Consider the following 24,689-nt stretch of genomic DNA (forward strand, 5'->3'; position numbering starts at 1 on the left):
TACTTTCAGCCCCATGACCACGCTCGACATCCGCCCGCCCGCCATCCGGGCGCTGACCTGGCTGCTGGTCGCGACGGCGGCGGCGACCGCCGGGGTCGAGCTGCTCAATTTCTGGTACGCGCCCGAGCAGGGTTTCGGGCTCGCGGTCCGCACCGGCTGGGCGCTGCTGCGTACCCTCGGCTGGTTGATCCTGATCTGGCACGTGCGGCGCAGCCGCGCGGTGTCCCGGCCGCTGGGGCTCATCCTGGCCGTCACCACCATCTTCGCCGTCGGCCGCCTGATCGTGCCGCGCGACGGCGTGCCGCCGCTGACCGGCCTCGTCGGCTTCGGCGTGCTGACCACGCTCTGCCTCACCGTTGTCGTGCTGCTCTACCGGCACCCGACCGTGCGCGGCCACCTGGTCCGGTATCCGGCCAAGCTGGTGGCCACCCGCAAGGGCCTGGAGTGGCGCGAGTCCGCGCCGCGCCGCCCACCGGTGGCGGCCTGGGTGATCACCGCGCGGGTCGCCGCGTTCACCTACAGCCCGCTGATCCTGGTGCCGGCGGTGATCTCGGTCGGCGAGCTGGGCCGCCGGCCGGAGTACATCCTGGCGGTGGTCTTCTGGATCTTCGTCGGCATCGGCGCCAGCTACGCGGTGCTGCTCACCACCTTCTTCCTGCAACGCGGCAAGGCCTGGGCACGGCAGTTGATGGTCTGGGTCAGCGTGGGCGTGCTCGTGATCGATCTGCCGCTCTGCTATCTGCTGCTCGGCACGGACGGACTGATCCGCGACGGGGCGCCGCTGGTCGCCGCCGCGGTGCTGGCGTGCTACGCGGTGTGGCGAGCCGGCCGCACGGCCGCCACCACCGACTCCGCCACCGCGACGGCACCAGCATGACGGCCCGGCCCCGGTCCCGCTCCGCGGGTGAGTGGCACGAGCGGCACGAGCGGCACGAGCGCATGCTCACCAGCGGTGGCGCGTCCCGGACGGGCCCGGGCGGATGACCCTTGAGCGCGTCGATGTCGCGGTGGTCGGAGCCGGGCCCGCCGGGGCCGCCGCGGCGCTGGCCGCCCGCCGGGCCGGCGCGTCGGTGCTGCTGCTGGACAAAGCCGACTTCCCCCGCGACAAACCGTGCGGTGACGGCATCGCCGCCGACGCCGTGGACGTGCTCGCGGAGCTCGGCGTCACCGGCGTGACCGACGGATATCCGGCGGTGGAACGACTGCGCCTGGTCGCACCCGGCGGCGCCGAGGTGGCCCGGCCCCTGCCGCGCCCGGCCCATACCGTGCCGCGCAAGGTGTTCGACGAGCGGCTGGTGCGTGCGGCCGTCGCGCAGGGCGCCGAGCTGCGCCGGCACGCCGTGCGCAGCATCCGGCCCGACCGGGACGGCGTCACCCTCGACGACCGGATCCGGGCCCGGGTGGTGATCGGCGCGGACGGCGCCGGTTCGGTGGTACGGCGTGCGCTCGGTCACCCGGTCAACCCGGACGGGCACCTGGCCATCGCGATCCGCGGTTACGCCCCGGCGGTCGGCACCGAGCAGCTCATCCGGACGACGAGTGCGCGCTGGCCCGCGTACGCGTGGTCGTTTCCGATCGGGGACGGCAGCGCCAACGTCGGCTACGGGGAGACTCTGCGGGGGACGCCGCTCACGAAGGCGTACCTGTTGGAGCGGCTGGCGGAGCTCCTGCCCGGCGGCACGCCGACCGGCTTGCGGGCCCACCACCTGCCGTTGTCCACCCACCGGCCGCCGCCGGGCCGCGGCCCGGTGCTGCTGGCCGGCGACGCGCTGTCGCTGATCAACCCGTTCACCGGCGAGGGCATCTTCTACGCCGTGCTCTCCGGCGCGCTGGCCGGCGCGGCCGCCGCGGCCGGTCCGCAGCGGGCCGCCGCGCGGTACGCCGCGGGCTTCGGTGACCGGCTCGGCCGGCATCTGCGCCACTCGGGCTTCGCCGCGCTGCTGACCCGACGGCCCTTCGTGGTCGACGCCGCGGTCCGGGCCGCCCGCCGAGATGGTGCGGTTTTCCACCGGATGGTGGACCTGGGCCTGGGTGACGGGGTTTTCGACCTTCGCACGATCGGACGCATCGGAGCCGCGATGCTGCACAAGCGTGACGCGGCCTCTTGAGCCGCGGCGCGCTCTCGATAGGCTTGCGGGGATGAGTCTGCGGTCCCTGGTCTATTCCCTGTACGAACGACGGCTCGCCGGCAAGCTCGCCGGCCGGCCGGTGCCGCAGCATGTCGGGGTGATGTGCGACGGCAACCGTCGCTGGGCCCGCGAGATGGGCTACGTCGATCCCAACGACGGGCACCGGGTGGGCGCGGTCCGGATCAAGGAGCTGCTCGGCTGGTGCGACCAGGCCGGGATCAAGCACGTGACGCTCTATCTGCTGGCCACCGACAACCTGCAGCGGCCCGCCGCCGAGCTGGACCCGCTGGTCAAGATCATCGAGGATCTGGCCACCGAGCTGGCCGAGGACGGCAACCCGTGGCGGCTGCGCATCGTCGGCGCGCTCGACGTGCTGCCCGCCCCGACGGCGACCGTGCTCAAGGCCGCGCAGGAGCGCACCCGGGACCGCGTCGAGGGTGTAGAGGTCAATCTCGCGGTCGGCTACGGCGGGCGCCGGGAGATCACCGACGCGGTGCGCTCGCTGCTGTACGAGCAGTCCGCGGCCGGGCGCACGCTGGAGGAGCTGGCCGAGATCCTCGACGTCGAGCACATCGCCGAGCACCTCTACACCAAGGGACAGCCCGACCCCGACCTGGTCATCCGCACGAGCGGGGAGCAGCGGCTGTCCGGATTCCTGCTGTGGCAGTCGGCGCACTCGGAGTTCTACTTCCACGACGCCAACTGGCCGGACTTCCGCCGGACGGACTTCCTGCGGGCTCTGCGCTCGTACGCGGGCCGCCAGCGCCGCTACGGCGCTTAGGGTCTGTCCTGAGGCTGCTCACCCCCAGCACGGCGATCACGATCGTGATGCCCGCCCACTCGTGCGGGCGCAGCGCCTGACCGAGCAGCACCAACCCGGCCAGGGCGGCGAGCACCGGGTGCACGCTCATGAACATCCCGAACAAGCGCGCCGGGATCCGGCGCAGGGCGATCAGATCGAGCGCGTACGGCAGTGAGCTGAGCAGCCCCGCACCACCGGCGTAGGCCAGCCCGGTGACACCGAAACGCCCCTGTGCGACAAGGATCACAGCCACCGGCAGATAGCCCAGCGCCGACACAGTGGTCGCCGCGGCGGTCGCCTGGATCCCCGGCACCCGCGCTCCCAGCACCCGGTTGAGCAGGATGTACGCGGCCCACCCGGCCGCCGCGAGCAGCGCGCAGCCGATCCCGGCGAAGTCGCTGGCCGGTCCGGGCCGGACAAGCACGTAGACACCGGCCCCGGCCGCGAGGGCGCACGCCAGGTCGAAGCGGGTTCGCGAGCCGGCCAGCGCCACTGTCAGCGGGCCCAGCACCTCCAGCGTGACGGCCAGGCCGAGACCGATCCGGTCGATCGCCGTGTAGAGGCTCAGGTTCATCACCGCGAACGTGCCGGCCAGCAGCAGCGTCGGCCACCACTGCGGCCAGGTGAAGCGGCGCAGATCGGGCCGGGCCACCGCCAGCAGAGCCGCGGCGGCCACGAGCTGGCGTACCGCGACCACCCCGGCCGGCCCGGCGGTGGCGAACGCGTGGGCCCCCACCGCGGCGCCGGCCTGGTTGCTGACCGCGCCGGCGAGCATGGTGGCCAGGCCACCGAACCGCGAAGATCTCATGCGATCCAGGCTTCGCGGCGCCGCCCGGGAACGGAAATGACCGGCCCGCCGGATCTATACGCTGACCGTATGGATGTGCGGGTGCGCCAGCTCCGGGCGCTGGTCGCGGTGGTCGACGCCGGTACGTTCACCGACGCGGCCACGGCCCTCGGGGTCTCCCAGGCGGCTGTCTCCCGCTCGGTCGCCGCCCTGGAACAGGCCCTCGGCGCCCGGGTGCTGCTGCGGACCACCCGGCACGTCGCCCTCACCCCGACCGGCACCCGGATCGTCGCCCAGGCCCGGCGCATCCTCGAGGAGATCGCTCACCTCCAGCGCATCGTCACGGACGCGCGCACCGAGGTGCGGGTCGGCTACGCCTGGGCGGCGCTGGGCCGGCACACCCGGCGGTTGCAGAAGGCCTGGGCGGCGGCGCATCCCCGCGTACCGCTGGTGTTCGTGCAGGTCAACGACCCGACCGCGGGCCTGAGCGACGGTACGGCCGACCTCGCCGTCATCCGCCGCCCGCTCGACGACCCCCGCTTCACCACCGCCGAGATCGGCCGCGAGTCCCGTTACGCCGCCGTGGCCACGGACAGCTCCCTGGCCCGCCGCCGGTCCCTGCGGATCGAGGACCTGTCGCGTTTCACCGTGGCGATGGACACCCGTACGGGCACGACGACGCTGGAACTGTGGCCGGCGGACTCCCGGCCGCGCTCGGTCCGAGAGACGCCGGCGGTCGACGAATGGCTGACATTGATCGCGGCCGGGCAGGCGGTGGGGGTCACCGCCGAGGCGACGGCGCACCAGTATCCGCGGCCCGGCGTCGCCTACCGGGTGCTGCGCCACGCACCCCGCATCTCGGTGCGGCTGGCCTGGTGGCGCGACGACCCGCCGGCCCAGCTCGGTGAGGTGCTGGCCCTGGCCCGCACCGCCTACGGCTGGTCAGCGGCGGAAGGCGTGCAGGGCGTCGGCCAGGAAGCCGGCGACGGCCTCGGGTGACTCCAGCGTCAGGTCGGCCGCGCTGGACACCTCCGCGCCGGTCTCCGGGTTGGCCACCGCCACGCACATGCCGAAGAAGTCCGGGTCGACCGCCTCGCGGGCGCGCAGCGCGTCGAACGCCTTGATGTCGGACATGTCGTCGCCGAAATACCAGGCGCAGCGCGCGTCCAGCACGCCTTCGCCGATCACCATGCCCTTGTCCTGGTCGACCGGCGGCTTCAGCTCGACGACCATCCGGCCGCCCTGGATCCGCAGGCCCAGGCGCTCGGCCTGCTCGTGCCCCCAGCGCTCGACGGTCTGGGCCAGCTGCGGCGCGGTGCGGTAGTGCAGGGCCACCGACAGGCGCTTGTATTCCACCAGGATCGTCTCGGGCAGCTCGGCCTTGGCCCGCTCGGCCAGCTCCGCCATCGCGGGAACCCAGGGCAGCGCGGCCGGCTCGGTGACGACCGCGCCGTCGTGCCACACCTCCAGGCCGTAGAGCCCGTAGAGGTCGACGTGGGCCAGCGACTCGAAACGCGAGCGCAGGAAGCTGACCGGACGGGCCGAGACGATCGCCACCCGGGCCACCGCGCCGGCCAGCTCCTCGAGCACGCCCAGCACCGACGGCACGGGCTGGGAGGCGTCGGGATCGTCGGTGACGGGTGACAGCACGCCGTCGAAATCGAAGAAGAGAGTCGTGTCCCCGGCCCGCGAGGCGGTGAACTGCCACGCCTCGGCGGCGCTCAGGGGATGCGTGGGGCGCGCCCGCTGCGGTTCGGACTCGGGGTGCGGCTCGGACTCAGGCACAAGTCCCAGCCTACCTGCCGTGCGGCCCATCGCACGTCGGCGTGACGCTCCGAATTGGCGGATCAAGCGGGTACTACCGCCGGTGGCAGTTGACCGCTAGCGTTCTTGTCATGGCACGGGGTCATCCCGGGCCAACCGGTCGGCCCGGACCTGCGACAAGAGCGCCACGGGGCCCCGCATCCCGGCTCCGTGCCAGGCACGGGCGCCGGACGTGGCGGACCGCGGGCGGACCGGGTTGCACGCCCGCTGGAGCAGGCCTGTGACATCTCGCCGTACTGACGCCGGGGCTTCGCAAGACCCGGCCGCCACCGTCTCCAGCAGCCGTACCGGCACGGGACGCAGGTCGTCCCGCGATCGGCACGCCGACGCGGAGCCCGCCCCAGCCGGCCGGGTCTTCGTGCTGGACACCTCGGTCCTGCTGTCCGACCCGGCGGCGTTCCGCCGGTTCACCGACCACGAGGTGATCATTCCGCTCGTGGTGATCTCCGAGCTGGAGGGCAAGCGCCACCATCCGGAGCTCGGCTGGTTCGCCCGGCAGTCGCTGCGCATGCTCGACGAGCTGCGGATCAAGTTCGGCCGCCTGGACCAGCCCGTGCTCTGCAACGACGAGGGCGGCACGCTGCGGGTCGAGCTCAACCACGCCGACCAGAGCGTGCTGCCGCAGGGCTTCCGCAACGACTCGAACGACACCCGGATCCTGTCGGTGGCGCTCGGGCTGGCCGCCGAGGGCCGCGACGTCACGCTGGTCAGCAAGGACATGCCGCTGCGGGTCAAGGCCGCGTCCGTCGGCCTGACGGCCGACGAGTACCGGCACGGCCAGGCCAGCGACCCGACCTGGGTGGGCATGGCCGACCTCAAGCTGAGCGAGGACCAGGTCGCCCAGCTGTACGCGGGTGAGGAGCTCGAACTCGAGGACGCGGACGCCCTGCCCTGCCACACCGGCCTGGTGATCCACTCCGCGCGGGGTTCGGCGCTGGGCCGCGTCAACCCGGACAAGACCGTACGGCTGGTCCGCGGTGACCGGGAGGCGTTCGGGCTGCGCGGCCGCTCGGCGGAGCAGCGGATCGCCCTGGACCTGCTGCTCGACGAGTCGATCGGGATCGTCTCGCTGGGCGGCCGGGCCGGCACCGGCAAGTCGGCTCTGGCGCTGTGCGCGGGTCTCGAGGCGACGATGGAGCGCAACCGCCACAAGAAGGTCGTCGTCTTCCGCCCGCTGTACGCCGTGGGCGGCCAGGAGCTCGGCTATCTGCCCGGGAGCGAGTCCGAGAAAATGTCGCCCTGGGCCCAGGCCGTCTTCGACACCCTCGGGGCGGTCGTGCACGGCAACGTCATGGAGGAGGTCATGGCCCGCGGCCTGCTCGAGGTGCTGCCGCTGACCCACATCCGCGGCCGCAGCCTGCACGACTCGTTCGTGATCGTGGACGAGGCCCAGTCGCTGGAACGCAACGTGCTGCTGACGGTGCTGTCCCGGATCGGGCAGGGCTCGCGGGTGGTCCTCACCCACGACGTCGCCCAGCGCGACAACCTGCGGGTGGGCCGGCACGACGGCGTGACGGCGGTGATCGAGGCGCTGAAGGGTCATCCCATCTTCGCCCATGTCACCCTCACGAGGTCCGAGCGCTCGCCGATCGCAGAGGTCGTCACCGATCTGCTCGAAGACATTCCGCAGTAACGCTCCGCAGTCGGCTGAGGCGGGAATCCACCGGGTTCCCGCCTCACGCTGCGAATGAGGTCAACTACATAAAGTGAGGTATTGGCTACCTCGAAAGTGCGAGAAATGGCGGGCTTTTGCCCGGAATAACGCCTAAACGCCCTGTGATTCATTTCACAGGTGCGCGTCGTCATTTCACATCCACTTCACCGTGCGCCATGGTGGCTGGCGAGCATCACTCGCGTGCCCCGGCCGGTCGGACATCGATCTGGCGGGTCACCGTGACCGGCGGAAGCCGCCGGGTCGCACGGCCTTGAGGGGTCGTCGATGCTCGCGGCGGGAAGCCTCGCCGGGATTCGTCCCGGTGAATTCCGGCCGCGTCATTGCCCCCGACGAAGGGATACTTCGTGAATCGGCTCTGGAGCCGGGTCGGAATCCGTGTGGCCTCGGTGGGCCTGCTCGTGGCAGGCGTGATCGGCGGGGTCTACCTCGGCAAGGACCAGGAAGTCCAGGCGCAGGGCGCCCCCCAGGCCGGCGTTGTCGCCCAGGTCGATGTGGCCGAGATGCAGCTCCTGAAGGAGCGGCACAGCCAGCATGCGGCGGCGCGCGCCTACCAGCGGCAGGCCGAGGACGAGGCAGCCACGAAGGCGGCCGCCGAGGCCAAGGCGGCCGCGGCCAAGGCCCGAACCGCCGAGAAGAAGCTGATCGAGAAGAAGGCCGCCGAGAAGAAGGCGGCGGAGGCCAAGAAGGCCGAGTCCTCGTCCAGTTCGGGCGGCGGCACGGTGCCCTACACCGGCGACATCCCGGCCTCCTGCGACGAGTACAGCGGCAACCGGGCCACCGGCTGCGCCCTGATGCTCAGCGCGGGCTTCAAGATCGATCAGTTCCCGTGCCTCGACAAGCTGTGGAAGAAGGAGAGCGGCTGGAACCACAAGGCCGCCAACCCCAGCTCGGGCGCGTACGGCATCCCGCAGTCCCTGCCGGGCTCGAAGATGGCGTCGGAGGGCTCGGACTGGAAGACCAACCCGGCCACCCAGATCAAGTGGGGCCTCGGCTACATCGAGGGCCGCTACAACACCCCGTGCAACGCGTGGTCGCACTCGCAGAACACGGGCTGGTACTGATCCCAGCGTGACAAAAGGGGTACGCGCTTCGGCGCGTACCCCTTTTGCCGTCACCGGCCGTGATCAAATGACCAGATGGTCCGGAAAGTCGCATCGGGGTTCGTGCTCGGGGTGCTCGCCCTCGTGCTGTCCGGCAGTCAGACAGCCGTCCGGGCCGCCGACCACACCGAGCCGGTCCGCGAGGTCGTCGGCGGCAACCTGGCCCCGGCCGGACGGTTCCCCTGGATGGTGCGCCTCTCGATGGGCTGCGGCGGTGTGCTCACCGCACCCGGTGTGGTGCTCACCGCCGGTCACTGTGTCACCGGCACCGGCAAGGACGACACGATCGGCGTGATCGCCGGAACCACCGACCTCAAGTCCGGCGCCGCGATCAACGCCCGCTCGGTCGCCGTCGTACGGGCCGACGGCTTCCGCGACGAGACCCGCGGTGACGACTGGGCGCTGGTCAAGTTGGACCGCAAGCTCGACCTCCCGGTGCTGGAGCTCGGCCGCGGCGGCCTCGACGAGACCGGCCCGATGACCATCCTCGGCTGGGGTCAGACCAGCGAGGCCTCGATGCGCCAGCAGCACAAGCTGCGCTACGCCACCGTCTCTCTGATCGGCGACAAGCAGTGCGCCAAGGCGTACCGCAAGGTCGGGGTCGAACTCGTCCAGAACGAGGCGATCTGCGCCGCCGGCCAGGGGGTCGACACCTGTCAGGGCGACTCCGGCGGCCCGATGGTCCACCAGCGCGCCGACCACCGCTGGGTGCAGGTCGGCATTGTCAGCTTCGGTCTCGGCTGTGCCCGGCGGAACTACCCGGGCGTCTACACACAGGTGTCGAAGTTCCAGGACGACATCCGGGCGGCGACCCGCAAGCTGAGCTGAGCGCGTCCGATCCGCCACACCGAGTTGGCGTCGCTGGCGTCCATCGGCAACCATCGGGGGATGAGTTACCCCGGCGAGCGCGAGGATCAGGCCGCGCGATTCGGCACGGAGGCGTTCTTCGCCTCCATCGGCCGTGCCTTCGTGGCGATGTGCGCGGTCATCCCGGTGCTGTTCTTGATCGAGGCGATCGACGTGGGCCTCGGCGCCGGCCGGCTCGACGTGGCGGGCGGCATCATCCCGCGCCGCATCGACGGCCTGGACGGCGTCATCTTCAGCCCGTTCCTGCACGCCGGCTGGGATCACCTGTACGGCAACAGCATCCCGCTGATCCTGGTCGGCACCTTCGCCCTGGCCGGCGGCATTCGCCGCTTCCTCTGGTCGACCCTGGTGATCGTGCTGGTCAGCGGCTTCGGCGTCTGGATCATCGGCGATCCGAGAAGCGTCGTGGTCGGCGCCAGCGGCGTCGTCTTCGGCTACCTGGGACTGCTGGTGGCCCGCGGCTTCGTGGAACGCAGCTGGTGGAATCTGGGCGTGGCGGCGTTCATCGGGCTGCTGTACTGGTACCAGCTCTACAACGTGCTCCCGACCGACCAGCCGATCTCCTGGCAGGGCCACCTGCTCGGCCTGCTCAGCGGCGTGCTCGCGGCGATCATCTTCCGCCGGAAGCGGCCGCGGCCCGCGCCCGCCCTCTACGACCCGGGCAGCACGACCCTCACTGACATCTGACCCGGCCGGCGGCGCCGGGCGGCCGCTCCGGGCCGGGCCGGCCGCGCCGGGCGGCGCCGAGCCGGGCCGCTCCGGGCCGGGCCGGTAGGTCAGGCTCGGCTGCGCCGGGTCGGCAGGACCGCCACTGCCACCGCGGCCAAGGTCAGGGCCGCGCCGAGCACCGTGTTCCATCCCGGGCGGCCGGCGTCGCCCGGGACCACCTCGTCCAGCAGCAGCGCGCCGGTGACCTGGCCGGCGATCATGCCCAGGCCGAGCAGCAGCACGCCCGTGTAGCGCACGACCGCGGCGCCCAGTGCGATGAAGACGATGCCGAGGGTTCCGCCGGCGTAGAGCCACCACGGACCCTCGGGCACCCGGGCCGGGAAGCCGCGCACGGCCACCGACACCGCGAAGGCGATCAGCAGTACCGCCGTACCCATGAAGAAGTTGACCAGACCCGCCACCAGCGCGCTGCCGGAGACGGCCCGGACGTGGCCGTTCACGGCCTGCTGCCAGGCGATGCCCAGCCCCGCCACCAGCGGCAGCACCGCCAGCGCCAGGGCGCTGGGATGCCCGATCCGGTCGCCGACCGCCAGCAGCACCGCGCAGACGGTCAGCACGGCCCCGGCGAGCCGCGGGGTGGTCACCGGCTGCGGCCCGGCCGGTCCGGCGCCGGCCCGGTCCACCAGCAGGCTGCTCGACGACTGGCCGGCGACCAGGGCGACGATGAAGACGGCCACGCCCAGCGTCGGGACGGTCAGGCCCTGAGTCGCGACCAGGAAACCGCCGCACATGCCGCCGACGCACTGCCCGGGCCGGATGCGTCCCTCGCGCAGGGCGGCGCGCAGGTGGCCGAGCCCGGCCCGGCCGGCCGGCAGCAGCGGCACGAGCACCGCCAGCACCAGCAGGCCGGAGCCGAACGAGATGGTCGCGGCGCCGATCGGGTCGGCCAGGCGTACCGCGAGCTCGCCGTTGACCCTCGACTGCACGGCCAGGGCGGTCCCCGCGATCATCGCGAGACCCGCCCCGCCGGCCCGGCGCGCGGTCGAGACCGCGGGTGGGGCAGCCGAGGTCCGGGTCACTCGCGCACCGTCGGCAGGTGCCCGTCGAAGTCCACCGCCGAGTACAGCGCGAGCTTCTCCAGCCGGTGGTAAGAGTCGATGACCCGGATCGTGCCGCTCTTGGAACGCATCACGATCGACTGGGTGTGCGCGCCCCCGGCCCGGTAGCGCACGCCCTTGAGCAGGTCGCCGCTGGTCACGCCGGTGGCCACGAAGAAGCAGTTGTCGCCGGTGACCAGGTCGTCGGTGGTCAGCACCCGGTCCAGGTCGTGCCCGCCGGCCAGGGCCTTCTCCCGCTCGGAGTCGTCGAGCGGCCACAGCTTGGCCTGGATCTCGCCGCCGAGGCACTTCAGCGCGCACGCCGCCGTGATGCCCTCGGGGGTGCCGCCGATGCCCATCAGCACGTCGACGTCCGACTCGGTGCGCGCCGCCGAGATGGCCCCGGCGATGTCGCCGTCGGAGATGAACTTGATGTTCGCGCCGGCCGCGCGGACCTCCTCGACCAGCTTCTGGTGCCGCGGCCGGTCCAGGATGCAGACGGTCACGTCCGAGACGCTGGAACGCTTCGCCTTGGCGATGCGGCGCAGATTTTCGGTCGCGCCCGCGTTGATGTCGATGACGTCGGCGCAGTCCGGCCCGACGGCGATCTTCTCCATGTAGAACACGGCACTCGGGTCGAACATCGCGCCCCGCTCGGCGACGGCCAGCACCGCGACCGCGCCCGGCATCCCCTTGCTCATCAGCGTCGTGCCGTCGACCGGGTCGACCGCCACGTCCACCTCCGGCCCGGTGCCGTCGCCGACCTCCTCGCCGTTGAACAGCATCGGGGCGTTGTCCTTCTCGCCCTCGCCGATCACGACGACGCCCCGCATCTGGATCGAGTTGATCAGCTTGCGCATGGCGTCGACGGCGGCGCCGTCGCCGCCCTCCTTGTCGCCCCGGCCGACCCAGCGGCCGGCCGCCATGGCGGCGGCCTCGGTGACGCGGACCAGATCGAGGGCGATGTTGCGGTCGAGATCCTGCGGGTTCTGCGCTACGGGCATGGGGGCCTCCTCGCGACGGTGCGGGTGTGGTGCACAGATCCTCACACGCGGATATGCGCCAAGTCCCGTGTCCGCGACATGGTTAACAATGGAGAGGTGGCCACCCCTGAAGCAGCACCCGCGCCCGAAACCGCCGCCGAGCCAGTGACCGCCGGCAAGCGTGGTGGCCGGTCCCCGCGCGACATGGCGCTGTCGCTGGGCATCCTGCTGCTGCCGATCGTGCTGCTGCTGCTCTTCTACCGGGTCGTGCTGGACGGCGACAAGCCGATCAGCGTCGAGAACGCCGAGTCCACGATCCAGCAGGCGCGCAGTGCCGCCGTCTTCCCGGTGGTCGTGCCGCAAGGGCTGGGCGACGACTGGCACACGGTGAGCGCGACCTTCAAGCGCGACGCCGACGGCGCCACCTTGCGCCTGGGCTACGTCGACCCGGACGACGACCCGCTCCTGCTCGTCGAGAGCAGCGTCCCGACGGAGAAGCTGCTCCCGGTCGAGCTGGGCGCCGACCCCAAGGGCGTCAGCACCTACAGCGACGGCGCCCGCACCTGGCAGCGCTACGAGGCCCGCAAGGGCGAGAACGCGTTGCTGCTGCTGGACAAGGGCCGCACGATCATCGTGGTCGGCAAGGCGGAGTCGAAGAGCCTGGAGAGCTTCGCCTCGTCGCTGCGCTGACCGTCAGCTGTCGGTCCGGGCGGCGCGGGCCGCCTCGATCCGCTCGCGGGCGCCGTCGAGCCAGCGCTGGCAGACGTCCGCCAGCTTCTCGCCGCGCTCCCACAGCGCCAGTGACTCCTCGAGCGAGCTGCCGCCCTGCTCCAGCCGCTCCACCACTGTCGCCAGCTCGGTACGGGCCTGCTCGTAAGTGAGTTTCTCGTCCGTCATTCCTGCACTCCCGCTCGAAGCTCGCCGTCGGCCAGCCGTACCCGGAGAACGTCTCCCGTCTCCACCTCGCCGGCCGCGCAGACCACATGGCCGTCGGCCCGTTGCACGATCGCGTACCCGCGTTCCAGGGTCGCCCGCGGCGACAGTGCCCGCAGCCGGGCCAGGGTGTGCCGCAGGTCGTCCTCGGCGCGGCGCAGCCGCTGGTCCAGGCTTCGTGTGGCCCGGTCCCGCAGGCCGGTCACGTCGGCGGCCCGCTGGTCCACCAGGACCTCGGGGCGGGCCAGCACCGGCCGGGACCGCCAGGACTCCAGCCGGTGCGTCTCGCGGTCGACCAGCGTGATCACCGCGCGGTCGAGGCGGCGGCGGGCCTGCTCGATCAGTGCGGTCTCCTCGCCCAGGTCCGGCACGATCCGTTTGGCCGCGTCGGTCGGGGTGGACGCGCGTACGTCGGCCACGTAGTCGATCAGCGGCGCGTCCGTCTCGTGCCCGATCGCGCTGACCACCGGCGTACGGCAGCCGAACACCGCCCGGCACAGCGCCTCGTCGGAGAAGGGCAGCAGGTCCTCGACGCTGCCCCCGCCGCGGGCCAGCACGATCACGTCGACCGTGTCGTCGTTGTCCAGCACCTTGAGGGCGTCGATGATCTGCGGCACCGCGGTCGGCCCCTGGACCGGCACGTTGATCACCCGGAAGTCCACGGACGGCCAGCGCCGGCGGGTGTTCATCAGCACGTCGCGTTCCGCCGCGGAAGCCCGCCCGGTGATCAGGCCGACCCGCTGCGGCAGGAACGGCAGCCGGCGCTTGCGCTCCCGGGCGAACAGGCCCTCGGCGCCGAGCAGCTTCTTCAGCCGTTCCAGCCGGGCCAGCAGCTCACCCAGGCCGACCTGACGGATCTCGTCGGCGCGCAGGCTCAGCGAGCCCCGGGCCGGATAGAACTCGGGCTTGGCGTGCAGCGTGACCCGGGCGCCCTCGGCGAGCTCGGGTGCACCGGCGTCGAGCACGTCGCGGTGGGCGGTGACGGTCAGGCTCAGGTCGGCCGACGGGTCCCGCAGGGTCAGGAACACCACGCTGGCGCCGGGACGGCGGCTGATCTGCGCGACCTGGCCGTCGACCCACACCCAGCCCAGCTTGGCGACCCAGGCGCCGATCTTCTGGCTGACCACCCGGACCGGCCAGGGCTCCTCGGCGCTCGACTTCGCGGGCTGCTCGGGCTGACTCACCGGGCCAGCCTACGGGCGGTTCACCCCCCGGCGCGGTGCCGGGTGGCGCGGCGCGCCAGCGCCAGCAGGACCAGCAGGACGAGACCCGCGTACGCCCAGAACAGCAGATCGGCCAGCAGGTGCCGACTGTCGACGTGCCAGCCGCCGCCGTCGTTGCGGGCCAGGAAGGTGAACGGGTAGCCGTGGCGTACCGAGAAGGTGGTCATGCAGCACACCGCGTCGATGACCGGCAGCGCGCTGAACAGCATCCCGCCGACCAGCAGCGCTGCGCCGGCCGAGCACCCCGCGGGTCCGGTGCCGGCGGCGCTCCAGCCGAGCGAGATCAGCAGCGATCCGCCGACCAGCAGCATGGCGTGGAACAGCAGGTACGCCCGGTCCGGCGCGTGGTCCATGTCGACCAGCAGGTTCAGGATCGCGATGGCCACGCTGAACCAGCCGACCAGCAGCCGCAGGCCACCGCCGAAAGAAACCCACAGCCCCGGCGCTTCGGTGGGTGCACCGGCGTCGCCCACGGCGCTCATCGCCCGAGTATCGCGCCCGGCGATCGTGCTACGTGCGGAAACAGGTCTTGTCGATCATGGGACGAGGGCGGGCTCCGGGGTCCGCGCGGGCCGGCGGGCCAGCCCGGCGGCGGTCACCAGCAGCAGTCCCACGAAAGCCCAGAAGTACAGGTCGGCGGCCAGGTTGACCGCGTCGAGCTGCCAGCGCGACTGCTCAGCCACCTGCCGGGCGGTCGCCGGGTCGCCACCGGAGCCGGCCCGGGCGATCCAGGCGGACGGCCAGCCCCGGCTGGCCAGATACACGTACATTCCGCCGAGCTGGGTGCTCTCGGCGAGGCAACCACCGAGGGTGCCCGCCACCGCGGCCCCGATCGTCGCCGCCGTGGTGGTCCGGCCGGACAGGGGTACGCGGTGCGGCATGAGCAGCACCAGGCCGCCGACCGCCAGCACGACGCCGACGATCATGTCGGTCACCGGCCTCGGCGCGCCCAGGTTGAGCAGGATCCAGGTCAGGCCGCCGACGAGGCTCACCGCGCCGAGCACACCCCGTACGGCGGCACCGGCCCGGTCCCGCATCGTCTTGCTTGTCGCATCCACCGCACGAGTATGCCGCGCGGGCGCGTGATCACCCGTGGCTCAGGCCGTGGCGGCGCCGGCCGGGCCGGTCGCCGGGTTGTGGCGCCCGTCGCACGCCTGCTGATGGCGGCCGGGGGCACGTACCATGGCCGGGTGACTGCCGACCCGATCAGCCCAGGACGCAAGCGCGTGCTCCTCGCCAAGCCGCGGGGTTACTGCGCCGGTGTCGACCGCGCCGTGCAGACCGTCGAGGAGGCGCTCAAGCTCTACGGCGCCCCGGTCTACGTGCGCAAGCAGATCGTGCACAACAAGCACGTCGTCACCACGCTGGAGAGCCGCGGTGCGATCTTCGTGGAGGAGAACGAGGAGGTCCCCGAGGGGTCGACCGTCGTCTTCTCCGCCCACGGCGTCGCGCCGGAGGTGCACGAGCAAGCCCGCGAGCGCAACCTCAAGGCGATCGACGCGACCTGCCCGTTGGTCACCAAGGTGCACCACGAGGCGAAGCGGTTCGCCGCCGACGACTACGACATCCTGCTCATCGGGCACGAGGGGCACGAAGAGGTCATCGGCACCGCGGGCGAGGCCCCGGCGCACATTCAGCTCGTCGACGGGCCGGACGACGTGGAGAACGTCGTGGTCCGGGACCCGGCCAAGGTCGTCTGGCTCTCTCAGACCACGCTGTCGGTGGACGAGACGATGGAGACCGTCGCCCGGCTCAAGACCCGGCTGCCGCTGCTGCAGTCGCCGCCCAGCGACGACATCTGCTACGCCACGTCGAACCGCCAGCACGTGATCAAGGAGATCGCCCCGGAGTGCGACGTGGTGATCGTGGTGGGATCGACCAACTCGTCGAACTCGGTGCGACTGGTCGAGGTGGCGCTCGGTGCCGGCGCGCGGGGCGGCCATCTGGTCGACTACGCCGCCGAGATCCAGGACGAGTGGCTGGCCGGCGCGACCACCGTCGGGGTCAGCTCGGGCGCCAGCGTGCCCGACGACCTGGTCATGGAGGTGCTCGCGCACCTGGCCGACCGGGGCTTCGGCGAGGTCACCGAATTCACCACCGCCGAGGAGCGGCTGACCTTCTCGCTGCCGCAGGAGCTGCGCCGCGACATGAAGGCGGCCGCCGCGCTAAAAAAGGCCACGGCTGTCGTCGAGTAGCTCCGGTGCCTGCGGCTGGCGCGGGGTCAGCTCGACCTGGGCCGGCACGGCCAGCTCCTCGTCCGAGACGCCCATCTCGGCCAGCTTGCGCGCGCTGACCAGCACCCGGGACTCCAGCGACCCGACCGCGCGGTTGTAGGCGGTCACGGCGCCGCTGAGCGAGCTGCCCAGCTTGCCCACGTGATCGCCGAGCGTGGCCAGCCGGCCGTAGAGCTCGCGGGCGAGACTGTGCACTTCCAGCGCGTTGCGGGCCAGCGCCTCCTGCCGCCACGAGTAGGCCACCGTGCGCAGCAGCGCGATCAAGGTCGCCGGGGTCGCCAGGACCACGTTGCGGCTGAACGCGTGCTCCATCAGGGTGGCGTCGCGCTGCAGGGCCGCGTCCAGGAACGGGTCGGCCGGCACGAAGAGCACCACAAAGTCCGGCGTCTGGTCGAAGGCCGTCCAGTACGCCTTGGCCGACAGGGCGTCCACGTGCCCGCGCAGCACCCGGGCGTGCTGGTCGAGGTGGGAGTCGCGGGTGCGCTCGTCCCGGGCCTCCATGGCGGACAGGTACGAGTCGAAGGGCGCCTTCGCGTCGACCACCACCGAACGTCCACCGTGCAGCCGCACCAGCATGTCGGGGCGTACGCCCTGGTGGTCGGTGGCCCCGGTGACCTGCTCGCTGAAGTCGCAGTGATCGAGCATCCCGGCCGCCTCGACGATGCGGCGCAGCTGATGCTCGCCCCAGCGGCCCCGCACCTGTGGCGCGCGCAACGCTGCGACCAGCTGTTTCGTCTCGGTGCGGAGCTCGCCGGAGACCGCGCCCATCGAGCGGACCTGCTCCCGGAGCTCGGCGTAAGCGTCCACGCGGTCGCGCTCCAGCTCGGTCACCCGCTGCTCGTAGCGGCGCAGCGTCTCGTGCAGCGGCGCCACCGCGCGGGCCACCGCCTCCTGGGACTGCGCCGTCGCCTCGTAGGACAGTGACCGCAGGGACTGCTCCAGCCGGCCCTCACCGTCCCGGCCGGCCTGCAGGGTGGCCTCGAGCCGGGCGATGTCGGTGGCGGCCCGCAGCCGGGCGGCCGACCAGCCGAGTGCGGCGCCGACCCCCAGACAGATGAGCACCACGGCGAGCGTCGAGAAGGTCACCCTCGGAGCTTGCCAGAGGGGTACGACGAGATCGGCGAGGGTACCGTCGAGACATGAAGGTGTTGCTGCTTCTGGTTCTCGTCATTGCCGTTGTCCTGGTCGTCGTCATGCTCACCCGGCGCAGCGGCGCGGCGCGGGAGCAGAGCCGGCTGGAGGACGCCCGCGCCGAGGCCCAGCGCTGGTACGAGCGGCTCGGCGGGCAGGTGATGAACCTGCACGGCGACGACCCGGCGGCCCGGCAGGCGCTGGCCGACGCGAGCGAGCGCTACAACGCCGCCGGTGGGCAGTTGCAGCAGGCCAGGTCGGTGCGCCAGTTCGAGCTGGCCCGCGAGTCGGCCCTGGAGGGACTGGCGTACGTACGCGCGGCCCGGCTGGCGATGGGCATCGACCCGGGTCCCGACCTGCCGCCGCTGGCCAGTGCGCAGGGCGCCGGTCAGCTCACCCGCGAACGCGAGGTCAACGTCCAGGGACACCAGTACAAGGCGGGCCCGCAGCCGGGTCCGGACACCCCGTACTACTACCCGGGCGGCCGGGTGCAGGGCCGGCCGGTCCCGTCGGGCTGGTATTCGACGCCGGTCTGGAAGACGGCGCTGGGTGCGGGCGCGGGCGTGCTCGGCGGCATGCTGATCTTCGACGCGCTGCTCTCGCCGGGCTTCGGCGACATGGGCTACGGCGACGGCTACCAGGACGGCTTCCAGGACGCGGCCGGGGGTGACGCGGGCGGGGACGGCGGTGGCGACCTCGGCGGCGACTCCACCCAGGCCGGCGATTTCGGCGGCGGTGGCGGCGACTGGGGCGGCGGCGGCGACTTCGGCGGTGGAGATTTCGGCGGCGGCGACTTCTGAGCGCGGCGATGTCTGAGCTTTGAGGGGTGGTCATCGCCGGCGGTGACCACGCCTCAGTGCATGCGGCGGGCCAGCTCCCGGCGCAGCGCCCGCGGGCCCGGCCACACCTGGGTCAGGTCCGCGGTGAAGGCCGGCCGGCCCTGCGGATCGGCGTCGTCGTCACGGATCGCCGGCCAGCCCTCGTCCTCCTCCGACACCGGGTGCACCCGGTCCAGGTCGACCGGGGTCACGTCCAGCACCGTGCGCAAACCGTCCCGGCGTACCACCACGTGATCGATGTCCGGCCAGGCCAGCAGCACCGGGTCGCTGCCCTGGGCGGCCAGCTCCAGGCCGCCCGAGGACGCGCGCACCCAGGTGCTGAGCGCGGAACGGGCCGACAGCGAGTAGGCCCCGGCGACCAGGACGGCGATCACCGCGCCCTGCGCGAGCGTGGACCACCACGGGTCGTCCGGGGCGCCCAGGATGAGCGCGACCAGCGGGGACACGACGACGTAGGCGACCAGCAGGGTGCCGGCCAGCAGGGCGAACGTGCGCCACGGCGACGAGCGGAAGAGCACCGCGTCGTCGGCCGGGGGCTCGACCTCGTCGGGCGGGATCGACATGACCCCTATGCTGCCGTGTCGGCGGCGTCCACCGGGCGGCCTTGCCGAAGGTAGTCCCGCCGGCGGCGCAGATCCGCTACCCCTCGGCCGGTCTGCACCGCGAAGCCGGCCGTGAAGACGCCGAAGAAGAGGGCCTGCCACCAATCGCGGCTGATGAGCTGGGTGACCGTCACCAGGCCCTCCAGCAGCACCAAGAAGGCCGGGGCCCAGACCTGCCATGGCCGGCGCAGGGTGCGCTGTGCGCTCTCCCGGGCCAGCGCGTCGATCCGGGCGTCGTCCGTGCGGCCGGTACGCAGGGCAAACTCGACGGCTGCGCGGCTGCCGGGGTCAGCGGACGGCACCAGCGCCGGGTTCCGGGCCTGCGCTCGCAGGACGCCCAGCCCCAGCAGGGCCGCGGCGGCCAGGATGACCAGACCGACCACCACGGCGAGGGCGCCGTCGCGGGAGCGCATGTCGTCGACCGTGATAAATACGACGGCGACGAACGCGAGGAAGAAGCCCACCGTGACGATCGCGGCCCGCTTGACGGCCCGGCGGGTGTGCGCGACCGAGGCGGCGCGGAGCCGGTCCCGGTCCGGAATCGGGTCGTCTCCGGTCATGCTCGGTCCGTACCCGCGCCGCCGGACCGTTATACATAGGACGGTGCCCGCGCCACCCTTCAGAAGGCGCTGGCGATCACCAGTTCCGTCGTGCGGCCGGGCAGCAGGTCGAGCTTGGCGATCCGGCCCGCGGCCTTGAGGTCGTCCTCGACCAGCGCGAGCCGGTCCAGCACCTCCGCCGGGCCCAGGGCCTCGGCGAGGGGCACGTCGGCCTTCATCGACAGCTTGCGGTCCGACTTGGCCCGGCGGACCTGACGCAGGGCGTCCCCGGCCAGGTCGAGCAGGGTGGCATCGCCGTCCGGCGCGACGCGGGTCAGCTCGTACGTCGTCGGCCACGTCGAGGTGTGCACCGAGCCGTAGCGCCACCACGACCAGATCTCCTCGGTCGCGTACGGCAGGAACGGCGCGAACAACCGCAGCAGCACGGACAGCCCGGCCGCCAGCGTGGCCCGGGCCGAGTCGCCGCCCGGCCCCTCGGCGTACGCCCGGTCCTTGACCAGCTCGATGTAGTCGTCGCAGAACGTCCAGAAGAACGCCTCGCTCACCTGCAACGCGGTCGTGTGGTCGTACGCGTCGAATGCCGCCGTGGCCGTCTGCACGACCTCCGCGAGCCGGGCGAGCACCGCCCGGTCCAGGTCCGCGGTGACCGGCCGCCGCAGCGCGTCCGCCGCACCCAGCCCGAGGGCGAACTTCGACGCGTTGAGCAGTTTGGTGGCCAGCCGCCGGCCGACCTTGATCTGTGCCGGGTCGAACGCCAGGTCGGCGCCGGGGCGCCCGTTGGCGGCCCAGTAACGCACCGCGTCGGCGCCGTTCTGCACCAGCAGGTCCATCGGCGTCACGACGTTGCCCTTGGACTTGGACATCTTCTTGCGGTCGGGGTCGAGGATCCAGCCGGAGAGCACAGCGGTGCGCCATGGCAGCGTGCCGTGCGCGGCGTGCGACCGGACGATCGAGTAGAACAGCCAGGTCCGGATGATCTCCTGGCCCTGCGGCCGCAGATCCATCGGGAAGACGCGTCGGAAGAGGTCGTCGTCGCTGCCCCAGCCGCCGACGATCTGCGGGGTCAGGGACGAGGTGGCCCAGGTGTCCATGACGTCCGGGTCGGCGGTGAAGCCACCGGGGACGTCGCGCTGCTCCTCGGTGAAGCCCGGCGGACACTCCGAGGAAGGGTCGACCGGCAGCGCTGAAACATCCGGTATGAGAAGCTTGTCATGGTCCGGCTCGCCAGCGTCGTCGAGCCGGTACCAGATGGGCACGGGCACGCCGAAGAACCGCTGCCGGCTGACCAGCCAGTCCCCGGTCAGGCCGTTGACCCAGTGGTCGTAGCGGTGCCGCATGTGCGGCGGGATCCAGGTCAGCTCGTCGCCGCGGGCCACCAGCTCGTCCCGCAGCTGAGCGTCGCGCCCGCCGTTGCGGATGAACCACTGCCGGCTGGTGACGATCTCCAGCGGCGAGTCGCCCCGCTCGTAGAACTTGACCGGATGGGTGATCGGCCGCGGCTCGCCCAGCAGGTCACCCGTCTCGGTGAGCAGCCGGACCATCTCCCGGCGGGCGGCGTTGACCGTGAGCCCGGCGAACTGCGCGTACGCCGCGGCCGGGACGCCCGGCGGCCGGTCGGCCAGGAAACGGCCGTCGCGGCCGAGCACCACCCGGGTCTCCAGCTGCAGGTCCCGCCACCAGATGACGTCGGTCAGGTCGCCGAAGGTGCAGACCATCGCGACACCGGTGCCCTTGCCGGCCTCGGCCAGCGGATGGGCCCGCACCGGCACCTCGACATCGAACAGCGGCGTGCGCACGGTGGTGCCGGCCAGCGGATGCTCGGGCGGGCAGACCAGCGCGACGCAGGCGGGCAGCAGTTCCGGGCGGGTCGTGTCGACCTCGACCGGCCCGTCCGGGCCGTGAAAACGCAACCGGTGGTACGCCCCGGGCCGCTCCCGGTCCTCGATCTCGGCCTGCGCGACAGCGGTACGGAACCCGACGTCCCACAACGTCGGCGCCTCCGACGTGTACGCCTCGCCACGGGCCAGGTTGTCGAGGAAAGCCCGCTGCGAGACGGCCTGCGCCCGCGCGCCGATGGTCGTGTACGTCAACGCCCAGTCGACCGACAACCCGAGCCGCCGCCACAACGCCTCGAAGACCTTCTCGTCCTCGACGGTCAACCGGCCGCACAGCTCGACGAAGTTCCGCCGCGAAACCGGCAGCGGCTGCTTGGGCGGCGCGGCGGGCGGCTGCCATTGCGGGTCGTACGGCAGCGAAGGGTCGCAGTAGACGCCGTAGACGTTCTGCACCCGGCGCTCGGTCGGCAGCCCGTTGTCGTCCCAGCCCATCGGATAGAAGACGGCCTTGCCCCGCATCCGCTGGAACCGCGCGACGGTGTCGGTGTGCGTGTAGGAGAAGACGTGCCCCATGTGCAGCTCACCGGAAACGGTCGGCGGCGGGGTGTCGATCGCGTACACGTTGGCCCGCTCGGCTACCGACCGGTCGAACCGGTAGGTCCCCTCGGCCTCCCAATGGGCGGCCCACTTGTCTTCCAGTCCGTCGAGGGTCGGGCGGTCGGGCATCCGGCCGCTTGCAGGCTCCGTCATGCGGCCAGCGTAGGGCCGCGCCGGCTGTAGGACGAGCGGTATCCGCGACCAGCGGAGACAGGCGTCTGTTGACACGTCCCTGGAGGGGTCCTACGGTTCGCTCGCGGCATTGATGATCATGATGGCTGGCGTCCGGTTGAACGGCGGGAATCTGATGTTCGACAAGCACGCCGCTGAGGCGTCACTTCGGACTGCGGGCATCGCCATGCTCGACTTCAGCTGGTCCTCACCTTCACTGCCGGCCGGCGCGGCGTGGATGCTGACGGCCTGCCTTCGTGAGGACGGCAGAATTGACCGCACTTTCGATTTCGACGAGTCCGACCTTGTGGACAAGGCGAACGAAGCCTGGTGGCAGCTCGCGGCCGAGTACGGCCTGCTCGACGAGGACCGCGCGTTTCTCGTCTCTGTCGGTCCGATGGATGAGGAGGATCCGGCACGACCGCACTGGGCGCGGGTGAGGCTGGAGCAGCAATGGAACGTAATCGGTGCGGGCGTCGACAACGGAGTCCTCGGCGGCCCCGCGGGCCGGCCGGGTTTCGTGATGCTGTCGCTCGACGAGGGCGTGCTGATCGGTGGTACCACCTGGCAGGACTCGATCGGCATCATCGCGCTGCCGAATCCGGTTGCCGCGAGCGCCATCCGAAAGTTCATGGATCGGCGGTAGGTACTTGGATTCAATCCCTCGGATGCCACGGAGATGACTGAGATGGTCGCGAAGCTGGAACCGTATCGGACGCTCTGCCGGATCCTGGTCGAAGGCAGGATGTCGGGCCCGGAGTTCGAGACCGTCTTCCTGTCGGTCTTCCGTGGGGAGGGGGATCAATTCCAGCCGCCGGCGGCTTCGGCCGTCCGCAGCCTCTTCGACGCCGTGGAGGCATACTGCGCCGACCCCGGCCTTCGTGACCCGGGCGACCTGGACGACTCCGCTCTGCGACAGGCGGCGGCCGAATTCCTCCGCTCAGAAGAGCGGTGACCGTCCCTTGTAGCCGGTCGCCACCCGCAGGCCCGGCCGCAGCCCACTCCCCGTACCCCGGTAGAGCATCAGGCTGCCCGGGGTCTTGAGCACCGCCACCAGATCCGTATACCCGTCCCGGTCGAAGTCGCCCACCCCGAGCAGATCCCGCTTGTTGTTCCACCCCGTCCCGAGCTGCTTCCTCGCACCCAGCGTCCCCTTGCGGCCCGGGTACAGGAACAGCTGGCCCGCCTTGCCCTGGCGGACCATCAGGTCGGGGTGGCCGTCGCGGTTGAAGTCACCCACGCCGGTCAGTTCGTTGCGCTGGTCCCAGCCACCCTTGGCGATCAGTTTGCGGCCGGCCAGCTTCGTGCCCTTCACCCCCGGGTAGAGGTACAGGTTGTGGTTGCTGGTCTGGGCCGCCACCAGGTCCGGGTAGCCGTCCTTGTTCAGGTCGCCGATCGCGGTGATCTCGCGCATCTTCTTGAAGTCCTTCGACAGCAGTTTGCGCGTGCCGAGGCTGCCGCTGCTGCGGCCCGGATAGAAGTACAGGTAGCCGTTGGATGCCACCCGGGCCACCACGTCGGGGTAGCCGTCGCGGTTGAGGTCGCCGATCCGGACGATCGCGTTCATCGCCTTCCAGCCGCTGCCGAGCTTCTTGCGGGTCTTCTCGTCGGCGTACGTGCCGTTGCCCGGGTAGAGGAACAGGTTGCCGGTGCTGGACGTCCGGGCCAGGACGTCGGACCAGCCGTTGCCGTTGTGGTCGGCCAGTTTCGCGGCGGGCAGCGGGGCGAAGTCCACCAGGTTGCTGTCGATGTTGATCGTGACGCCGCCCCAGGTCTCCTTGTGGTCGCCCTGGTACTGCTTCATCCGGCGGTGCGGGGACCAGTGGGTGGCGGGCAGGCCCGCGTCGGTCAGCGTGGCGATCTTGTCCCAGCGGGCGAAGTCGAGGTAGTCGGGGCGTACGTAGCCGGGGGCGGCGTAGTTGGCGACCTGGTCGGCCACGCCGGAGCCCATGCTGCTGTAGAAGCCGGACAGGTAGCCCAGGTCGTGCAGCTTGGCCGTCCAGGCGCTCATGAAGGCCAGCACACCCTTGCGGCAGGCGGCGTCGTCCGTCCGGTACGCCTCCATGTCGTAGATCAGCACGCTCTGCGCGGCCAGGCCGAGCGCGCGGGCCTGCGCCACGGCGTCCTGCGCGGCGGTGGCCCCCTGCGCGGCCGCCTTCGTGTTGCTGATCAGGTTCTTCTTCTTGGTCGCGATCGTGCAGGACGCCTGCGGGCCGACGTACAGCGGGATCAGGTGCCAGCCGGCCGCGACCTGGGTGCGTACCCAGCCGGCGGTGAGGTTCTTCTGCGTGCAGCCGCGGTTGTTGCCGCCGATGTAGATGCCGATCCCGCGGTACGGCGAGGCTTTGCGCCACGCCGCCATGTTCGCGCTGGACGGTGCCGTGCAGGCGTCGAAGGCCTTGCCGGAGAAGGTGCCGGGCTGCACGGTCGCCGCGGCGCTGGCACTCATCGTCGCGTCCGCTTGAGCCAGGGTCAGCGTCGAAAGCAGGATCACCGCCACACCGAAGGCGGCCCGGACGACTCGCTTGCGGTGCACCGGCGCCATTGTGCGCATGAAGACCTTTTCCGGGACGGACGACAGGGGACGTCCGACCCAATCAAAGGATCAAGGCAACGGGTACGGCCGAACAG

Annotated in this window: 25 protein-coding genes and 1 pseudogene; 13 read left to right on the top strand and 13 right to left on the bottom strand. The window is 71.8% G+C overall.

Translation table 11 applies throughout. The features are described 5' to 3' along the window. Positions 1–13: 13 nt before the first annotated feature. The 3 genes from ACZ6S4_RS13275 (at position 14) to ACZ6S4_RS13285 (ending at position 2,910) form a co-directional block, all read left to right on the top strand. Complete coding sequence (locus ACZ6S4_RS13275) at positions 14–877, top strand: hypothetical protein (RefSeq protein ID WP_465475175.1); 864 nt, start codon at positions 14–16, stop codon at positions 875–877. 103 nt (positions 878–980) lie between these two features. Next, positions 981–2,108 carry an NAD(P)/FAD-dependent oxidoreductase gene (locus tag ACZ6S4_RS13280; protein ID WP_465475176.1) on the top strand — a complete coding sequence of 376 codons (1,128 nt, stop codon included), beginning with the start codon at positions 981–983 and terminating at the stop codon, positions 2,106–2,108. A gap of 31 nt (positions 2,109–2,139) precedes the next feature. Continuing rightward, the gene (locus tag ACZ6S4_RS13285) at positions 2,140–2,910 is read left to right on the top strand and encodes an isoprenyl transferase (protein ID WP_360545320.1); all 771 of its coding nucleotides are present in this window, start codon (positions 2,140–2,142) and stop codon (positions 2,908–2,910) included. 37 nt (positions 2,911–2,947) lie between these two features. Here the strand turns inward: ACZ6S4_RS13285 and ACZ6S4_RS13290 are convergent. Then, positions 2,948–3,739 (bottom strand): annotated as a pseudogene (locus ACZ6S4_RS13290) (EamA family transporter); the annotation flags it as partial. 69 nt (positions 3,740–3,808) lie between these two features. On the opposite strand from ACZ6S4_RS13290, the gene ACZ6S4_RS13295 reads away from it, so the two are divergent. Next, positions 3,809–4,717 carry a LysR family transcriptional regulator gene (locus tag ACZ6S4_RS13295; protein WP_465475177.1) on the top strand — a complete coding sequence of 303 codons (909 nt, stop codon included), beginning with the start codon at positions 3,809–3,811 and terminating at the stop codon, positions 4,715–4,717. Here the strand turns inward: ACZ6S4_RS13295 and otsB are convergent. Then, a complete protein-coding gene (gene otsB, locus ACZ6S4_RS13300) occupies positions 4,661–5,503 on the bottom strand; it encodes a trehalose-phosphatase (protein WP_465475178.1) in 843 nt (280 codons plus the stop codon). The genes ACZ6S4_RS13295 and otsB overlap by 57 nt on opposite strands. 259 nt (positions 5,504–5,762) lie before the next feature. Between otsB and ACZ6S4_RS13305 the strand changes: the two genes are divergently transcribed. The 4 genes from ACZ6S4_RS13305 (at position 5,763) to ACZ6S4_RS13320 (ending at position 9,871) form a co-directional block, all read left to right on the top strand. Beyond that, positions 5,763–7,175 carry a PhoH family protein gene (locus ACZ6S4_RS13305; protein WP_465475179.1) on the top strand — a complete coding sequence of 471 codons (1,413 nt, stop codon included), beginning with the start codon at positions 5,763–5,765 and terminating at the stop codon, positions 7,173–7,175. Between the two features lie 386 nt (positions 7,176–7,561). Further along, a complete protein-coding gene (locus tag ACZ6S4_RS13310; protein WP_465475180.1) occupies positions 7,562–8,278 on the top strand; it encodes an aggregation-promoting factor C-terminal-like domain-containing protein in 717 nt (238 codons plus the stop codon). A gap of 75 nt (positions 8,279–8,353) precedes the next feature. Next, complete coding sequence (locus tag ACZ6S4_RS13315; RefSeq protein WP_465475181.1) at positions 8,354–9,145, top strand: S1 family serine peptidase; 792 nt, start codon at positions 8,354–8,356, stop codon at positions 9,143–9,145. A gap of 60 nt (positions 9,146–9,205) precedes the next feature. Then, a complete protein-coding gene (locus ACZ6S4_RS13320) occupies positions 9,206–9,871 on the top strand; it encodes a rhomboid family intramembrane serine protease (RefSeq protein ID WP_465475182.1) in 666 nt (221 codons plus the stop codon). An 89-nt stretch (positions 9,872–9,960) separates the two neighbouring features. On the opposite strand, the gene ACZ6S4_RS13325 is transcribed toward ACZ6S4_RS13320, so the two are convergent. Together ACZ6S4_RS13325 and glpX are read right to left on the bottom strand one after the other, a co-directional pair. Beyond that, a complete protein-coding gene (locus ACZ6S4_RS13325) occupies positions 9,961–10,863 on the bottom strand; it encodes a DMT family transporter (RefSeq protein ID WP_465475395.1) in 903 nt (300 codons plus the stop codon). Between the two features lie 65 nt (positions 10,864–10,928). After that, positions 10,929–11,954 (bottom strand): class II fructose-bisphosphatase, encoded by a 1,026-nt coding sequence (glpX, locus tag ACZ6S4_RS13330; RefSeq protein WP_360817348.1) that lies wholly within the window; start codon positions 11,952–11,954, stop codon positions 10,929–10,931. A gap of 96 nt (positions 11,955–12,050) precedes the next feature. Here glpX and ACZ6S4_RS13335 point away from each other — a divergent pair, with 96 nt between their 5' ends. Beyond that, positions 12,051–12,623: a DUF4245 domain-containing protein gene (locus ACZ6S4_RS13335; RefSeq protein WP_465475183.1), complete on the top strand. Its 573-nt coding sequence runs from the start codon at positions 12,051–12,053 to the stop codon at positions 12,621–12,623. Between the two features lie 3 nt (positions 12,624–12,626). On the opposite strand, the gene ACZ6S4_RS13340 is transcribed toward ACZ6S4_RS13335, so the two are convergent. From ACZ6S4_RS13340 to ACZ6S4_RS13355, 4 genes are read right to left on the bottom strand one after another with little or no spacing between them, the layout of a single operon-like run. Then, positions 12,627–12,830 (bottom strand): exodeoxyribonuclease VII small subunit, encoded by a 204-nt coding sequence (locus tag ACZ6S4_RS13340; RefSeq protein WP_360545302.1) that lies wholly within the window; start codon positions 12,828–12,830, stop codon positions 12,627–12,629. Continuing rightward, complete coding sequence (gene xseA, locus ACZ6S4_RS13345; protein WP_465475184.1) at positions 12,827–14,050, bottom strand: exodeoxyribonuclease VII large subunit; 1,224 nt, start codon at positions 14,048–14,050, stop codon at positions 12,827–12,829. The genes ACZ6S4_RS13340 and xseA overlap by 4 nt, the downstream gene beginning before the upstream one ends. Positions 14,051–14,070: 20 nt before the next feature. Next, a complete protein-coding gene (locus tag ACZ6S4_RS13350; RefSeq protein ID WP_465475185.1) occupies positions 14,071–14,571 on the bottom strand; it encodes a hypothetical protein in 501 nt (166 codons plus the stop codon). 54 nt (positions 14,572–14,625) lie between these two features. Further along, positions 14,626–15,147: a hypothetical protein gene (locus ACZ6S4_RS13355; protein ID WP_465475186.1), complete on the bottom strand. Its 522-nt coding sequence runs from the start codon at positions 15,145–15,147 to the stop codon at positions 14,626–14,628. Between the two features lie 102 nt (positions 15,148–15,249). Between ACZ6S4_RS13355 and ACZ6S4_RS13360 the strand changes: the two genes are divergently transcribed. Then, positions 15,250–16,284, top strand: coding sequence for a 4-hydroxy-3-methylbut-2-enyl diphosphate reductase (locus tag ACZ6S4_RS13360; RefSeq protein ID WP_465475396.1), 1,035 nt, complete (start codon positions 15,250–15,252; stop codon positions 16,282–16,284). On the opposite strand, the gene ACZ6S4_RS13365 is transcribed toward ACZ6S4_RS13360, so the two are convergent. Next, a complete protein-coding gene (locus ACZ6S4_RS13365; RefSeq protein ID WP_465475187.1) occupies positions 16,255–17,409 on the bottom strand; it encodes a DNA recombination protein RmuC in 1,155 nt (384 codons plus the stop codon). The genes ACZ6S4_RS13360 and ACZ6S4_RS13365 overlap by 30 nt on opposite strands. 53 nt (positions 17,410–17,462) lie before the next feature. Here ACZ6S4_RS13365 and ACZ6S4_RS13370 point away from each other — a divergent pair, with 53 nt between their 5' ends. Next, complete coding sequence (locus tag ACZ6S4_RS13370; RefSeq protein WP_465475188.1) at positions 17,463–18,254, top strand: hypothetical protein; 792 nt, start codon at positions 17,463–17,465, stop codon at positions 18,252–18,254. 53 nt (positions 18,255–18,307) lie between these two features. On the opposite strand, the gene ACZ6S4_RS13375 is transcribed toward ACZ6S4_RS13370, so the two are convergent. From ACZ6S4_RS13375 to valS, 3 genes are read right to left on the bottom strand one after another with little or no spacing between them, the layout of a single operon-like run. Continuing rightward, complete coding sequence (locus ACZ6S4_RS13375) at positions 18,308–18,856, bottom strand: hypothetical protein (RefSeq protein ID WP_465475189.1); 549 nt, start codon at positions 18,854–18,856, stop codon at positions 18,308–18,310. Between the two features lie 5 nt (positions 18,857–18,861). Further along, complete coding sequence (locus tag ACZ6S4_RS13380; RefSeq protein WP_465475190.1) at positions 18,862–19,455, bottom strand: hypothetical protein; 594 nt, start codon at positions 19,453–19,455, stop codon at positions 18,862–18,864. 59 nt (positions 19,456–19,514) lie between these two features. After that, positions 19,515–22,040, bottom strand: a complete 2,526-nt coding sequence (gene valS, locus ACZ6S4_RS13385; protein ID WP_465475191.1) for a valine--tRNA ligase — start codon at positions 22,038–22,040, stop codon at positions 19,515–19,517. Positions 22,041–22,152: 112 nt separating this feature from the next. Between valS and ACZ6S4_RS13390 the strand changes: the two genes are divergently transcribed. Together ACZ6S4_RS13390 and ACZ6S4_RS13395 are read left to right on the top strand one after the other, a co-directional pair. Next, the gene (locus tag ACZ6S4_RS13390) at positions 22,153–22,704 is read left to right on the top strand and encodes a hypothetical protein (RefSeq protein WP_465475397.1); all 552 of its coding nucleotides are present in this window, start codon (positions 22,153–22,155) and stop codon (positions 22,702–22,704) included. A 42-nt stretch (positions 22,705–22,746) separates the two neighbouring features. Further along, positions 22,747–23,013, top strand: coding sequence for a colicin immunity domain-containing protein (locus tag ACZ6S4_RS13395; RefSeq protein ID WP_465475192.1), 267 nt, complete (start codon positions 22,747–22,749; stop codon positions 23,011–23,013). Here the strand turns inward: ACZ6S4_RS13395 and ACZ6S4_RS13400 are convergent. Beyond that, entirely contained in the window at positions 22,999–24,603 is a 1,605-nt protein-coding gene (locus ACZ6S4_RS13400; RefSeq protein ID WP_465475398.1) for a glycoside hydrolase domain-containing protein, read from the bottom strand. The genes ACZ6S4_RS13395 and ACZ6S4_RS13400 overlap by 15 nt on opposite strands. Positions 24,604–24,689: the final 86 nt, after the last annotated feature.

The organism is Actinoplanes sp. NPDC051405 (assembly GCF_055586185.1).